The sequence below is a fragment of the Streptomyces sp. NPDC111628 genome (assembly GCF_055635195.1).
In genome coordinates, this window is the sequence record NZ_JBVKBZ010000006.1 from 747,083 (window position 1) to 763,631 (window position 16,549).

General features: G+C 71.4%; 2 protein-coding genes and 1 pseudogene. All 3 read left to right on the forward strand.

Annotated features, from left to right (window positions below; translation table 11 throughout):
- Positions 1-71: 71 nt before the first annotated feature.
- A pseudogene (locus ACZ7MF_RS32560) lies at positions 72-6,173 on the forward strand (type I polyketide synthase); the annotation flags it as partial.
- 109 nt (positions 6,174-6,282) lie between these two features.
- Positions 6,283-16,233: an SDR family NAD(P)-dependent oxidoreductase gene (locus ACZ7MF_RS32565; RefSeq protein WP_471481866.1), complete on the forward strand. Its 9,951-nt coding sequence runs from the start codon at positions 6,283-6,285 to the stop codon at positions 16,231-16,233.
- Positions 16,234-16,268: 35 nt separating this feature from the next.
- The coding region (locus tag ACZ7MF_RS32570) for a beta-ketoacyl synthase N-terminal-like domain-containing protein (protein ID WP_471481847.1) at positions 16,269-16,549 on the forward strand (281 nt) is incomplete at its 3' end.

Consider the following 16,549-nt stretch of genomic DNA (forward strand, 5'->3'; position numbering starts at 1 on the left):
TCGACCATCTGAAGTGGATGACCGGCGAGCTGCGCAGGACCCGCCGCGGTTTGGAGGAGTCCGAAGCCCGCGAGAACGAGCCGATCGCCATCGTCGGCACCGCCTGCCGGTACGCCGGCGGCATCGACTCGCCGGCCGACCTGTGGCGGCTCGTCGGCGAGGGCGGCGACGCGATCTCGGCCTTCCCCGACGACCGCGGCTGGGACATCGAGGGCGTCTACGACCCTGAGCCGGGCATCCCGGGCAAGAGCTACTCCCGCGAAGGCGGCTTCATCGACGACGCCTTCGGGTTCGACGCCTCGTTCTTCGGCATCTCGCCGCGCGAGGCGCTGGCGATGGACCCGCAGCAGCGGCAGATCCTGGAAGTGTCCTGGGCGGCCTTCGAACACGCCGGTATCGACGCGACACCGCTGCACGGCGCCCAGATCGGCGTGTTCATGGGCACCAGCTGGAGCGACTACGCCTCCCAGCTGGTCAGCCCGCCGCCCGGTGTGGACGGCTACGTCGGCACCGGCAACGCGATGAGCGTCGTGTCGGGGCGGATCTCGTACTCCTTCGGGTTCGAGGGGCCCGCGGCGACCGTCGACACGGCCTGCTCCTCCTCCCTGGTCGCGCTGCACCTGGCGGCTCAGGCCCTGCGCAAGGGCGAGTGCACGCTCGCGCTGGCGGGCGGCGTCGCGCTGATGACGACCCCGGGCGTCTTCGTCGACTTCAGCCAGCAGCGCGGACTCTCCCCCGACGGCCGCTGCAAGGCCTTCGGCGCCGGCGCGGACGGCACCGGCTGGGGCGAGGGAGCGGGTGTCCTGCTGCTGGAGCGCCTGTCCGACGCGCGTCGCAACGGGCATCGGGTGCTTGCGGTGGTGCGGGGCAGCGCGGTCAACCAGGACGGCGCGTCGAACGGCCTGACCGCCCCCAACGGTCCGTCGCAGCAGCGGGTGATCCGGCAGGCCTTGGCGAGCGCGGGTCTGTCGTCCGCCGAGGTCGACGCGGTGGAGGCGCACGGTACGGGCACGTCGCTGGGTGACCCGATCGAGGCGCAGGCGCTGCTGGCGACGTACGGCCAGGAGCGGGCCGAGGGGCAGCCGTTGTGGCTGGGGTCGCTGAAGTCGAACATCGGTCACACGCAGGCGGCTGCCGGTGTCGGCGGGGTCATCAAGATGGTGGAGGCGATGCGGCATGGTGTGCTGCCGAAGACCCTGCATGCGGAGGAGCCGTCGCCGCACGTGGACTGGGCTTCGGGTGAGGTGCGGCTGCTGACCGAGGCCGTGGACTGGCCGGAGACAGGTCGCCCGCGGCGCGCGGGTGTCTCCTCGTTCGGATTCAGCGGCACCAACGCCCACGTCATCCTCGAACAGGCACCCGAGACCGAGGAAGACGCCGCCGCCGAACCGGAGCCGCAGTCGTCCCCGGCGCACCACCAGCTGCCCGCGACGCCCTGGCCCGTGTCCGCCAAGTCGGCCGAGGCACTGGACGCCGCACTCGGCGCGCTGGCGGCCGTACCCGCCTCCCGGGAGGACATCGGCTTCTCCCTGACGGCACGCACCGCCTTCACCCACCGGGCGGTCGTATGGCCGACGGGCGACGTCCGCGGGGTCGCGGCGGCGCCCGCACGGCTCGGCATGGCGTTCACGGGGCAGGGTGCGCAGCGGGTGGGTATGGGCCGGGAGCTGTATGCGGAGTTCCCGGTGTTCGCTGCCGCGTTTGACGAGGTGGCTGCGTGTCTTGAGGTGCGGGACGACGAGCTGCTGGACCGGACGGTGCATGCGCAGGCTGCGTTGTTCGCGGTTGAGGTGGCGTTGTTCCGGTTGCTGGAGTCGTGGGGTGTGCGGCCGGATGTGCTGATCGGTCATTCGGTGGGTGAGCTGGCGGCTGCGCATGTGGCGGGTGTGTGGTCGTTGGAGGATGCGTGCCGGGTGGTGGCGGCGCGTGGCCGGCTGATGGACGCACTGCCCGAGGGTGGTGGCATGGTCGCCCTGCGGATGAGCGAGGTGGACGCGCTCGCCGCGATCGAGGGTCGGCCGGGTGTCGGGCTCGCTGCGGTCAACGGCCCCTCTTCGGTGGTCGTTTCTGGTCCTCTCGCTTCTCTGGAGGGTGTGGACGGCAAGCGTCTCAACGTCAGTCACGCTTTCCACTCCGCGCTGATGGAGCCGATGCTGGACGACTTCCGTGCCGTGCTGGCGTCGGTCGAGTTCGGCGAGCCGTCGATGCGGTACGAGGCCACGGCCTCGTGCGGGCTGGGTTGGTCGGATGCGGAGTACTGGGTCCAGCAGGTCCGTGAGCCGGTCCGCTTCCTGGACGCCGTGAACGCCGCCGCGTCGGACGTGTCGACCTGGCTGGAGGTCGGCCCCGACGCCGTACTGACGCCCCTCATCGCGGCCGTCCGCGACGACGGCCCGGCGCCCGTCCCGGCCCTGCGCTCCGGACGCTCGGAGACCGACACCCTGGTGACCGCCCTGGCCACCCTGTGGACGTCCGGAGCCACCGTCGACTGGGCGGCCTACTACGCCGGCGCCCGCCGTGTCGACCTGCCGACCTACCCGTTCCAGCACGAGCGGTACTGGATCTCGGGTGGCACCGGCACCGCAGACGTGTCCGAGGCCGGACTCACCGCCACCGGCCACCCGCTGCTGGGCGCGGTCGTACGGATGGCGGCGGACGGCTCCGCCGTCCTCACCGGCAGGGCGAAGCTGACCGCCCAGCCGTGGCTGGCCGACCACCGGGTGGGCACGTCCCTGTTCATGCCCGGCACGGCCTTCGTCGAGATGGCCGTCAGGGCCGGTGACGAGGTCGGCTTCGGCCGGATCGAGGAACTCACCCTCGAGGCACCGCTGGTGGTGCCCGAGCACGGCGGAGTAGCGCTCCAGGTGGTGGTCGGGCCCGACAGGGACGGCGTACGAAGCGTCGAGGTGCACTCCTGCCCCGACGGCGCCGACACCTGGACCCGGCACGCCACCGGCTCGGTCACCGCCCCCGAGGCGTCCACCGAGCCCGGCATCACGACCTGGCCGCCGGGGGGCGCCCGGGCCGTACCGATCGAGAACCTGTACGACGAACTCGCCGCGCGTGGCCTCGACTACGGGCCGATCTTCCGCGGCCTGACCGCCGTCTGGCTGTTGGACGACGACGTCTACGCGGAGGTCGCGCTCCCCGACGGCGTGGACGTCGAGGGGTTCGGGCTGCACCCGGCCCTGCTGGACGCCGCCCAGCACGCGGTCGGCTTCGGCGCGCTGTCCGGCGCGGACGACGACGGTTCGGCACTCCTGCCGTTCTCCTGGCGCGGGGTGACGCTCGCCGCCGTCGGCGCGTCCCGGATACACGTCCGGCTGTCCCGGGCCGCCGACGGAGTGGCCTTCACCATCTGCGACTCCGCGGGCGGACTCGTCGCACGCATCGACGCCCTGAGCCTGCGCCCCATGGCCGCCGAACCCGCCGCCGATTCCCGCACCGGCTCCGAGACCGAGGGCGGCGGCCTGCTGCGCACCGGCTGGACCGAGGTACCGGTCGACGGCGCGGCCCGACTGCCGGACGGCGTCACGGTCTTCCACAGCCGACCCGGGGAACCCGTCGACACCGTCGCCGGGGCACTGGCCGCCCTCCAGGAGTGGCTGGGTGCAGACCGGGCCGAGGACGACCATCTGGTGATCGTGACGAGCCGCGCGCTGTCGACCGGTCACGACGACGCGATCGGAGACCTGAGCGGCGGCGCGGTGGCCGGCCTGGTGCGCACCGCCCAGTCCGAGAACCCCGGCCGAATCCTCCTGGTCGACGCGGACCGGGACGGCACCTGCCCGCCCGCCGTGATCGCGGCGGCCCTGGCCGCCGGAGAGACCGAGGTCGCGGTACGCGAGGGCCGCACACTGGCACCCCGTCTGACGGCCGCAGCGGCCGGCGCGCTCACCCCGCCGCACGGCGAACCCCACTGGCGACTGGACGCCGTACCGCGGGGCTCGCTCGACAACCTCCAGTTGGTCGCCGCCCCGGAAGCGACTGCGCCCCTGGCCCCCGGCCAGGTACGGGTGGAGATGCGTGCCGCGGGCCTCAACTTCCGGGACGTACTCAACGCGTTGGGCATGTACCCGGGCGAGGTCGTGATGGGCGGCGAGGGCGCCGGCGTCGTGACCGAGACCGGCCCCGACGTCGCCGGGCTGCGGACCGGTGACCGCGTCATGGGCCTGTTCTCCGGGGCGTTCGGCCCACAGACGACCTGCGACGCGGACGTTCTCTGCCGGGTGCCTGAGGGGTGGTCGTGGGAGCAGGCGGCTTCGGTGCCGATTGTGTTTTTGACGGCTTGGTATGCGTTGCGTGATTTGGGTGGGGTCGGGGTGGGGGACCGGGTGTTGGTCCATGCCGCGGCTGGTGGTGTGGGGATGGCGGCGGTGCAGATCTGCCGGTATTTGGGTGCGGAGGTGTATGCGACCGCGTCCGAAGGCAAGTGGGACGTGCTGCGGGGGATGGGCGTTCCGGAGGAGCGGATCGCCAGTTCTCGGACGGTGGACTTCGGCACTGCCTTCGGTGGGGCGTCCGATGGGGTGTCCGGTGGCGTGGATGTGGTGCTGAACTCGCTGGCCGGTGAGTTCGTGGACGTGTCGCTGGGGCTGCTGAGCGAGGGTGGCCGGTTCCTGGAGATGGGCAAGACCGATGTCCGGGACGCGGCGGCGGTGGACCGGTCCCATCCCGGCGTCACCTACCAGGCCTTCGACCTCATGGAGGCCGGACCCGCCAGGATCGCCGAGATGCTCTCCGAGCTGACCGCGCTCTTCACGGCCGGAACACTGGAACCGCTGCCCGTCCGGACCTGGGAGTTGTCCCGGGCGCGGGAGGCGTTCCGGTTCGTCTCCCAGGCCCGCCACATCGGCAAGGTCGTCCTCCGGGTGCCGCCCCTGAGCCCCTACGGTGACGGCCCGGTGCTGATCACCGGCGGGACCGGCGTGCTCGGCTCCGAGATCGCCCGTCACCTGGCGCGGCAGCACGGCGTTCGGGAGTTCGTCCTGGTGAGCCGCCGGGGCCCTGCCGCTCCGGGCGTCACCGAACTCGTCGCCGAACTGGCCGAGTTGGGAGCGCACGCCGAGACGGTGGCCGCCGACCTCGGCGACCGGTCCCAGGCCGCCGGGCTGTTGGAGGGCCGGAACCTGACCGCCATCGTCCACGCGGCCGGCGTCAGCGACGACGGCGCCATCGGCGCACTCACCCCCGAGCGGATCGCCACGGTCATGCGGGCCAAGGCCGACGCCGCCCGGAACCTGCACGACCTGACCGCCGGCCAGGACCTGCGGGCGTTCGTCCTGTTCTCGTCGGTCGCCGGTGTCTTCGGCGGCGCGGGCCAGGGCAACTACGCCGCCGCCAACGCCTACCTGGACGCACTCGCCGCCCACCGCGCCGCCCTCGGGCTGCCCGCCACATCCGTCGCCTGGGCACTGTGGTCGGTGGACAGCGCCATGACCGCCCAGCTCACCGAGATCGACATCGCCAGGATGGTGCGCGGCGGCATGATCCCGCTCACCACCACCCACGGTCTCGAACTGCTCGACGCCGCCGCGCACCTGCGCGACCCACAGCTCGTGGCCGCCCCGATGGACCTGTCGGTGCTGCGTACCCAGGCCCGCTCGGGCCTGGTCCCGCCGCGGCTGCGCGAACTCGTGGGCACCGCGGGCCGCCGCACGGCCGCGGTGGTCACCGCGGACCCCACGGTGTTCCTCGACAAGCTCATCGCGATGCCGCCCGCCGAACGCACCGCCTTCCTCACCGACCTGGTCGCGACCCAGGCGGCGGTCGTCCTCGACCTGCCCCACGGCCAGACCGTGGACGCCGAGAAGGCCTTCAAGGACCTCGGCTTCGACTCCCTCACCGGAGTCGAGTTCCGCAACCGGCTCACGGCGGCGACCGGCGTCAAACTCGCGGCCACCGTGGTCTTCGACCACCCTTCGGTCGCGGCGACCGTGGAGCACCTGCTCACCTGGGTGCCCGACACCTCCCCGGCCGAGCGGCTGCTCGCCGACATCGACCGGCTCGAAGCCGCCCTCGCCGCCCTCCCCGAGGACGACCGACCGCGCGAAGCCGTCACCGCCCGGCTCAAGTCGCTGATCGCCGTCTGGTCGGACACGGACACCGACCTGGACACCGCGTCCGACGAGGAGCTGTTCCAGCTCGTCGACGGCGGCCGCGACCTCACCTGATCGACGCACGACCGAAGGAGTAACCGCAATGGCGGACGCCGCGCAGCTGCGCGAATACCTCAAGCGCTCGATCGCCGAGAGCCGGGAGGCCCAACGCCGGGTCCGTGCGCTGGAGGACAGGGAGCGCGAGCCCCTCGCCATCGTTGGCATGGGCTGCCGCTTCCCCGGCGGCGTCCACTCCGCGGGCGACCTGTGGCGCCTGGTCGCGGACGGCTCCGACGGCATCACCGAGATGCCCACCGACCGCGGCTGGGACCTCGACGCCCTGTACGACCCCGACCCCGACGTCTCCGGCACCTCGTACGTGATGCGGGGCGGGTTCCTCGACGAGGCCACCCGGTTCGATCCCGGCTTCTTCGGCATCTCGCCGCGCGAGGCCCTGGCCACCGACCCGCAGCAGCGACTGACGCTGGAGACCTCCTGGGAGGCGCTGGAGGACGCCGGCGTCGACCCGCTCGGCCTGCGCGGCAGCCGCACGGGCGTTTTCGTCGGCATCACGTACCACGACTACGGGTCACGGGTGTATCCGCTCCCCGACGAACTCGAGGGCTACGTCGGCACCGGCAAGTCGGCGAGCGTGGCGTCGGGCCGTGTCTCCTACGTCCTCGGCCTGGAAGGGCCCGCGGTAACCGTCGACACGGCCTGCTCGTCGTCGCTCGTCGCCCTGCACCTGGCGGCTCAGTCACTGCGCCGCGAGGAGTGTGATCTGGCGCTGGCCGGAGGCGTCACCGTCATGTACTCCCCGGCTCCGTTCGTCGAGTTCAGCCGCCAGCGGGGTCTGGCCGCCGACGGCCACGTGAAGGCGTTCGCCGCCGGTGCCGACGGGACGGGCTGGGGCGAGGGCGTGGGCATGCTGGTCCTGGAGCGGCTGTCGGACGCGCGTCGCAACGGGCACCGGGTGCTTGCGGTGATGCGGGGGAGTGCGGTCAATCAGGACGGTGCGTCGAACGGTTTGACTGCTCCGAATGGTCCGTCGCAGCAGCGGGTGATCCGGCAGGCGTTGGCGAGTGCGGGTCTGTCGGCCGCGGACGTGGACGCTGTCGAGGCGCACGGGACGGGCACGACGCTGGGTGACCCGATCGAGGCACAGGCGCTGCTGGCGACGTACGGTCAGGAGCGCACCGAGGAACGCCCCCTGTGGCTCGGTTCGTTGAAGTCGAACATTGGTCATACGCAGGCGGCTGCGGGTGTCGCTTCGATCATCAAGATGGTGGAGGCGATGCGGCATGGTGTGCTGCCGAAGACCCTGCACGTGGACGAGCCGTCGCCGCATGTGGACTGGGCCTCGGGTGAGGTGCGGCTGCTGACGGAGGCCGTGGAGTGGCCGGAGACGGGTCGCCCGCGGCGCGCGGGTGTCTCCTCGTTCGGATTCAGCGGTACGAACGCGCATGTGATCGTGGAGCAGGCTCCTGTGGAGGAGCCGGTTGCGGAGCCGACTGAGGCTGCGCCGGTGGTGTTGTGGCCGGTGTCGGCGAAGTCCCCCGAGGCGGTTCAGGAGTTCGTTGCCGGACTTGGCCGGTTGGATGCTCCGGCTGTGGATGTCGCGTTCTCGCTGGTGTCGCGTTCTCGGTTTGATCACCGTGCGGTGGTGTGGCCGGGCGGGGACGTGCGTGGGTCGGTGCGTGGTGGTGGTCTGGCCGCGTTGTTCACGGGTCAGGGTGCGCAGCGGATCGGCATGGGCCGGGAGCTGTACACGAGGTTCCCGGTGTTCGCTGCCGCGTTTGACGAGGTGGCTGCGTGTCTTGAGGTGCGCGACGACGAGCTGCTGGATCGGACGGTGCATGCCCAGGCCGCCTTGTTCGCGGTTGAGGTGGCGTTGTTCCGGCTGCTCGAATCGTGGGGTGTGCGGCCGGATGTGCTGATCGGTCACTCGGTGGGTGAGCTGGCGGCCGCCCATGTGGCGGGTGTGTGGTCGTTGCAGGACGCCTGCCGGGTGGTGGCGGCGCGGGGCCGGCTGATGGACGCACTGCCGGAGGGTGGTGGCATGGTCGCCCTGCGGATGAGCGAGACGGACGCGCTCGCCGCGATCGAGGGTCGTCTCGGGGTGGGTCTCGCGGCGGTCAACGGCCCGGCGTCGGTTGTGGTGTCAGGGCCTCTCGATGCGCTGGAGGGCTTGGACGGTAAGCGTCTCAACGTCAGTCACGCTTTCCACTCCACGTTGATGGAGCCGATGCTGGACGACTTCCGTGCCGTGCTGGCGTCGGTCGAGTTCGGCGAGCCGTCGATGCGGTACGAGGCCACGGCCTTGTGTGGGCTGGGTTGGTCGGATGCGGAGTACTGGGTCCAGCAGGTGCGGGAGCCGGTCCGCTTCCTGGACGCCGTGAACGCGGCGGACGCTTCCACGTGGGTGGAGGTGGGCCCGGATGCGGTGCTGTCTGCCCTGGTCGCGGGCATCCGCGACGACGCTCCCGTGCTGGCGCCGTGCCTGCGCAAGGGCCAGGACGAGACCGACACCTTCGTCACTGCCCTGGCCACCCTGTGGACGTCCGGCATCGAACTCGACTGGGCCGCCCAGTACCCCGGCGCCCAGCGTGTGGAACTGCCGACCTACCCCTTCCAACGCCAGCGCTACTGGCTGACGTCCGCTCTCGGTGCCGGGGATGTCACGTCCGCCGGGCTCGGGGCCGCCGAGCACCCGCTGCTCGGCGCCGTCGTACGTATCGCCGGGTCCGACTCGGTCGTGCTCACCGGGCGGTTGTCGCAGGCCTCCCAGCCCTGGCTCGCCGACCACCAGGTGGCGGGTACGACCATCCTGCCGGGTACGGCCTTCGTGGAACTGGCACTGCGTGCTGGAGAGGAGGTCGGCGCCGGGCTTCTGGAAGAACTCACCCTGGAGAGCCCCCTCGTCCTGACCAGCGCGCTCCAGATCCAGATCGTCGTCGGCGGCGCCGACGCCAAGGGCATCCGCACCCTGGAGATCCACTCGGCCGCCGACAGCGAGCCGTGGACCCGCCACGCCACCGGTCTGCTGAGTGACGGGCCGGGGCCGCGCACTGCCGAGCTGACCCAGTGGCCGCCCTCCGGCGCGGAGCCGATCGACGTCACCCCCTTCTACACCGAGTTCGAAAGGCTCGGCTTCGGGTACGGCCCCGCGTTCCAGGGGCTGCGCGCGGCCTGGCGCAGTGACGGCTCGGTGTACGCCGAGGTGGCCCTGCCCGAACCGCACAGCAGGGACTCTTCTCGGTTCGGGCTTCACCCGGCCCTGCTCGACGCGGCGCTGCATGCCACTTCCTTCGTTGTGCAATCCGACGAACCAGTACTTCCGTTCTCCTGGTCCGGCGTGCGACTCGCTGCCTACGGAGCCTCGCACCTCCGGGTCCGGGCCACACCGCTGGACGAGCGGACCGTCGCCCTGGACGTGGCCGACGCGGCAGGTGCTCCGGTCGCCTCCATCGGGGCGCTCGCCCTGCGACCCCTGTCGGGGTCCGCCACCGTGTCCCGTCCTACCGGGTCGCTGTTCACCCTGCGCTGGGAGACCGGCGGGAATGCCGTCGATACGGAGGAGGTCCGTCCGCAGCAGCTCGCACACGTGACTGGACAGACCGTCACTGACGTTCTCGCCCTGCTGCGACAGCATCTCGACAACGACACCCCGGGGCCGCTGGTCCTGGTCACCCGTGGCGCCGTGGTGGTCGACACCGAGACGGTCGACCCCGACCAGGCCGCCATCTGGGGGCTGGTCCGTTCCGCCCAGTCCGAGCATCCCGGTCGGTTCGTGCTGGTCGACACCGACGAACACGTACTGCTCGTCGACGGCGAGACGCAGCTTGCCGTCCGGGACGGCGTCGTACACCTGCCACGCCTGCGTCGCGCGGCCCCCGAAGAGGCCCGGCAGGGGACCTACGGCACGGGGCCCGTACTGATCACCGGTGGCACCGGTGACCTCGGGGCAGCCGTTGCTCGCCACCTGGTGGAGCGCCACGGCGTCACCTCGCTGACACTGGCGAGCCGCCGAGGCCGGCAGGCCCCCGGTGCGGCCGAACTGCTGACGGAGCTGTCGGCGATGGGCGCCGCGGTCGAGACCGTGACGTGCGACATGACCGACCGGGACCAGGTGGCCGGGCTGTTCGACGGCCGCGCCTACTCCGCGATCTTCCATGCGTCTGGTGTCACCGACGACGGTCTCCTCGCCGACCTCACCGCGGAGCGGCTCGAACGCGTCTGGGCGCCGAAGGCGCAGGCGGCGTGGTGGCTGCACGAGTTCGGCGGTGACGTCGGCGCGTTCGTGCTGTTCTCGTCCGCCGCGGGAGTCTTCGGCAACCCGGGCCAGGCCGCCTACGCCGCCGCCAACACCTACCTCGACGGTCTCGCCGAACACCGTCACGCCCTCGGCCTGCCGGCCACGTCCATCGCCTGGGGCCCGTGGGAGTCCGGCATGGCCGCCGAACTCGAGACCGCACACCTGGAACGGATGGCTCGTTCGGGCTTCCGGCCACTGCCCGTCGCCGAGGGACTCGAACTCCTCGACCGCGCGGTCGGCGCCGGGAACGCGACGGCGCTGGCAGTGGCACTGGCGGGTGGCTCCTCGACGGCCGCGCTGCCCCCGCTGCTGCGCGCACTGTTCCCCGGCCGTGGACCCCGAGTGGCAGCGGCGCAGGGCAGCGCGCCGGCCAGCGGATCGCTCGCCGACTCCCTCGCCCGGCTCGCGCCCGGCGACCGGTTCGATCCGGTCCTGGAACTCGTCCGCGCGGAGACCGCCCACGCACTCGGCCACGCCTCGGCAGCCGCCGTGTCCGCCGACCGGACGTTCCACGAGCTGGGTTCGGACTCCCTGACCGCCCTGGAGCTGCGCAATCGGCTGGACGCCGCCACCGGTGCCCGGCTTCCCGCAACCCTGGTCTTCGACTTCCCCACGCCGCTCGCGCTCGCCGAGCACCTGCTGGAGGAACTCACCGGTGACGCGCGTCGGCAGCACGCTTCGGTGACGGCCGTCGCGCGCGACGGCGACCCGGTGGTGATCGTCGGGATGAGCTGCCGGTACCCGGGCGGCGTCCAGAATCCCGCCGAGCTGTGGCAGTTCATCAGCGAGGCCCGCGACGGGATCTCGCAGTTCCCCACGAACCGTGGCTGGGACCTGGAGAACCTCTACGACCGGGACCAGAACGAGACCGGGAAGGTCGTGACCTACGAAGGCGGGTTCCTGCACGACGCGGCGGAGTTCGACGCCTCGTTCTTCGGGATCGCGCCGCGTGAGGCGTTGGCGATGGACCCGCAGCAGCGGCTGCTGCTGGAGTCGTCCTGGGAGGCCGTCGAGAGCGCCGGTATCGACCCGCAGAACCTTCGCGGCAGCCGGACGGGTGTGTACGCCGGTGTCATGTACCACGACTTCGCCTCCCGCCTGGGTGTCCCGCCCCGTGAGGTCGAAGGCCTGCTGGGCAACGGCAGCGCGACCAGCGTGGCGTCGGGCCGGGTCTCGTACACGTTTGGTTTTGAGGGTCCGGCGATGACGGTGGACACGGCGTGTTCGTCGTCGTTGGTGACGGTTCATCTGGCGGCGCAGGCGTTGCGGCAGGGTGAGTGCGACCTGGCGCTGGCCGGCGGCGTGACGGTGATGTCGTCGCCGGTGACGTTTGTGGAGTTCAGTCGTCAGCGGGGGTTGTCTCCGGATGGGCGGTGCAAGGCGTTCGGTGCGTCGGCCGATGGTGTGGGCTGGGGTGAGGGCGTGGGCATGCTGGTGCTGGAGCGGCTGTCGGACGCGCGTCGCAACGGTCACCGGGTGCTTGCGGTGGTCCGGGGCAGCGCGGTCAACCAGGACGGCGCGTCGAACGGCCTGACTGCTCCGAATGGTCCGTCGCAGCAGCGGGTGATCCGGCAGGCGTTGGCGAGTGCCGGTGTGTCGGCTGCTGAGGTGGATGCGGTGGAGGCGCATGGGACGGGGACGTCGTTGGGCGATCCGATCGAGGCGCAGGCGCTGTTGGCCACCTACGGCCAGGAGCGGACGGATGAACGTCCGTTGTGGTTGGGGTCGTTGAAGTCGAATATTGGTCATACGCAGGCGGCTGCGGGTGTTGCTTCGATCATCAAGATGGTGGAGGCGATGCGGCATGGTGTGCTGCCGAAGACGCTGCATGCGGAGGAGCCGTCGCCGCATGTGGACTGGGCTTCGGGTGAGGTGCGGCTGCTGACGGAGGCCGTGGAGTGGCCGGAGACGGGTCACCCGCGCCGGGCGGGCGTCTCCTCCTTCGGGATCAGCGGCACCAACGCCCACGTCATTCTGGAACAGGCGCCTGTGGAGCCTGTTGAAGAGGCCTCTGAGGTTCCGGTGGCTCTGTGGCCGGTCTCGGCGCGGTCGTCGGACGCGCTGGATGAGGCTGTGGCGTCGCTAGCTGGGGTCGGTGCTCCGGCCGCGGGCGTTGCCCGTTCGCTGGTGTCGCGTTCTCGGTTTGATCACCGTGCGGTGGTGTGGCCGGGCGGGGATGTGCGTGGGGTGGTGCGTGGCGGTGGTCTGGCCGTGTTGTTCACGGGTCAGGGTGCGCAGCGGATCGGTATGGGCCGGGAGCTGTACACGAGGTTCCCGGTGTTCGCTGCCGCGTTTGACGAGGTGGCTGCGTGTCTTGAGGTGCGGGACGATGAGCTGTTGGACCGGACGGTGCATGCGCAGGCTGCGTTGTTCGCGGTTGAGGTGGCGTTGTTCCGATTGCTGGAGTCGTGGGGTGTGCGGCCGGATGTGCTGATCGGTCATTCGGTGGGTGAGCTGGCTGCGGCGCATGTGGCGGGTGTGTGGTCGTTGCAAGATGCGTGCCGGGTGGTGGCGGCGCGGGGCCGGCTGATGGACGCGCTGCCCGAGGGTGGCGGCATGGTCGCCCTGCGGATGAGCGAGAGCGACGCGCTCGCCGCGATCGAGGGTCGTCTCGGGGTGGGTCTCGCGGCGGTCAACGGCCCGGCGTCGGTTGTGGTGTCAGGGCCTCTCGATGCGCTGGAGGGTCTGGACGGCAAGCGTCTGAACGTCAGCCATGCTTTCCACTCCGCGCTGATGGAGCCGATGCTGGACGACTTCCGTGCCGTGCTGGCGTCGGTGGAGTTCGGCGAGCCGACGTTGCGGTACGAGGCCACGGCCTCGTGTGGGCTGGGTTGGTCGGATGCGGAGTACTGGGTCCAGCAGGTCCGCGAACCGGTCCGCTTCCTCGACGCCGTGAACGCGGCGGACGCTTCCGCGTGGGTGGAGGTGGGCCCGGATGCGGTGCTGTCCGCCCTGGTCGCGGGCATCCGCGACGACGAGCCGGTGCTGGCCCCGTGCCTGCGCAAGGGCCAGGACGAGACCGACACCTTCGTCACTGCCCTGGCCGCCCTGTGGACCTCCGGCATCGAACTCGACTGGGCCACCCAGTACGCCGGAGCCCGACCTGCCGACCTGCCGACCTACCCCTTCCAGCACGAGCGCTACTGGCTGCACGCGGCCCCCGACGCCTCCAACGTGACCGGTGCGGGACTGGATGCCGCCGAGCATCCCCTCCTCGGAGCCGTCGTGGCCGTACCCGGGACATCGACGGTGGTGCTTTCGGGACGTGTCTCGCTCGCCACCCAGCCGTGGCTCGCCGAGCACCGGGTGATGGACACCGTGATCCTTCCGGGCACCGCATTCGTCGAGTTGGTGCTGCGCGCCGGTGACGAGGTCGGCGCGCCGCGTATCGAGGAACTCACCTTGGAGACACCGCTGTTGGTGCCCGACTCGGGAGCACTTCAGCTCCGGGTCACCGTCGAACCCGAAGCGGACGGCGTCCGCCCGGTGTCGGTGCACGCCAGGGCCGAACACGCCGCCGAGTCCGAGCCCTGGACCCGCCATGCGACCGGCGCTCTCGCTCCGGCCGGGTCGGCCTCCGGCGAACGTACGGCTCCCTGGCCGCCACAAGGAGCGGAGGAGCTCTCCGTCGAGGGCCTCTACGACAACCTGGTGGCTGTCGGTCTCGAGTACGGTCCGCTGTTCCAGGGCCTCACTCGGGCCTGGCGTCGTGACGACGAGGTGTTCGCCGAAGTCGCGCTGCCCGGCGCGGCAGAGGCATACGGAATGCACCCCGCGCTCCTCGACTCCGCCCTGCACGGCATCGGTCTGGGACCCGTTGCCGACGGTGCCGAAGGACCTCTGCTGCCGTTCTCCTGGCGGGACGTCACGCTGCACGCCACGGGCGCCTCGCACCTGAGGGTCCGTATCTCGCCCGCGGGACCGGCGACCGCCGCGATCGACATCGCGGATCCGGCCGGTGCCCCGGTGCTGACGGCGACACTCGCGCTGCGTGCCGCCACCCGGCCGCAGGCGACGAGCTCGCTCCGCAACGACTCCTCGTACGCCGTGCACTGGATTTCGATCGAGGAACCGGCCGCAGCGGACCACGGCGGCTGGACCTTCCTCGGTGACGACGACCACGATCTGACGGCCGTCGCGAGCGACACACCGCCCGCTGCCGTCGTGGTTCCGTTCGGTCGGCACGAGGCCCTCTCCGCCCGGGATGCCGCCGATGCCGCACACCGGATGCTCTCCGTGCTGCGGAGTTACCTGGCCGACGACACCCTCTCGGACACCCGGCTGATCGTGCACACCGATGGCGCGCACGCCGAGACGCCCGACCTGGCAGCCGCCACGGTCTGGGGTCTGGTCCGCTCGGCCCAGTCGGAGAATCCGGGCCGGATCGTGCTGGTCGACGCGACCGACCGGGACCGGCTCCCGGCGGCCGCCGCCACGGGCGAACCGCAGGTTCTGGTGAGGGGCGACGCTCTTCTGACACCGAGGCTCGTTCGGCACGAGGCCGAGAGCACGGACGGCCGTTGGACGGGCGAGGGCACCGTTCTCATCACCGGTGCGTCCGGTGCGCTCGGCTCACTCATCGCCCGGCATGCCGTCCACGTCCAGGGCGCGCGCCGGCTTCTGCTCGTCAGCCGCAGGGGAGACGGTGCCCCGGGCGCCACCGACCTGGCGGCCGAGCTGACCGCCGCGGGTGCGGAGGTCCGGTTCGCAGCGTGTGATGTCGCCGACCGTGAATCCCTCGCCGCCGTACTCGAGGACGAGCAGGTGACGGCCGTCGTGCATGCCGCCGGCGTCACCGACGACGGTGTCGTCACCGCTCTCACCTCGGAACGGTTCGACGCGGTGTTCCGGCCGAAGGCCGACGCCGCCTGGAACCTGCACGAACTCGTCGCAGGGGCCCAGACGTTCGTCCTCTTCTCCTCGGCCGCGGGCGTCCTCGGCAACCCGGGCCAGGCCAACTACGCAGCCGCCAACGCCTTCCTCGATGCCCTCGCCGCGCACCGGCACGCCCTTGGCCTGCCCGCGGTCTCCCTGGCGTGGGGGCTGTGGGCGAGCGACCGAGGCCTCGGCGGCGCACTGGACGCCCGTGACCGGCAGCGCATCGCCCGGTCCGGTATGCGGCCCCTGCGCGAAGACCACGCCCTGGCACTGCTCGACGCCGTGGCGGTCGGCAAGGAGGCGCAGCTGGTGCCGATGGCCATCGACCCACCCGCGCTCCGCGCCATCGCCGATGCCGGACAACTCCCGCCGATGCTGCGCGGCCTGGTGCGGACCGTGCGAAGGGCCGGCACGGGCGGCGGGTTCCTCGCCCGTCTCGCCGCCGCCCCCGCCGACCGGGAGGCCCTGATACTCGATCTCGTACGGCAGGAGATGGCGACCGCGCTCGGCCATGGTTCCGTGGACGCCGTCGACTCCGAACGGGGATTCATGGAGTCGGGCTTCGACTCCCTGACCGTCGTGGAGTTCCGTAACCGCCTGGGTGGTGAGACCGGCCTGCGGTTGCCCGCGACCTTGCTCTTCGACTACCCGAACGTTCGGGCCCTGGCCGTGCATCTCGGCGAGGTGCTGCCGGGCGGTGAGACGGACGACGCGTTCGCCCTCGACGGTGAGCTGCGGCGGCTGGAGACCTTCCTCGCCGGGGCCTCCCTGGAGGCGGGCGAGCGAACCGAGGCGGTCACCCGCCTGCGGGCCCTGCTCGGACGGCTCGCCGAGAACGGCGAAGGTGGCGAAGGCTCCGGTGACGCCTTGACCGAGCAGTTGGACAAGGCCGCCTCCGACGATGACCTGTTCGACCTCATTGACGCGGAGCTGGGGCTCTGACCCGCCCACCGCACAAAGCCTCCTAAGGAAACCGCATGTCCACTGAGCAGAAACTCCGCGACTACCTCAAGCGGGTCACCGCCGAACTGCACACGACCCGTCGGCTGCTGCGCGACGCCGAGGAGACCCTCGTCGAGCCGATCGCGATCGTCGGGATGAGTTGTCGTTATCCGGGTGAGGTGCGTTCGCCGGGTGATTTGTGGGATCTGGTTCTTGGCGGTGGGGATGGGATTACCGGGTTTCCGGTGGATCGTGGCTGGGATGTGGAGTCGTTGTACGACTCGGATCCGGAGGCGGTGGGGCGGTCGTATGTGCG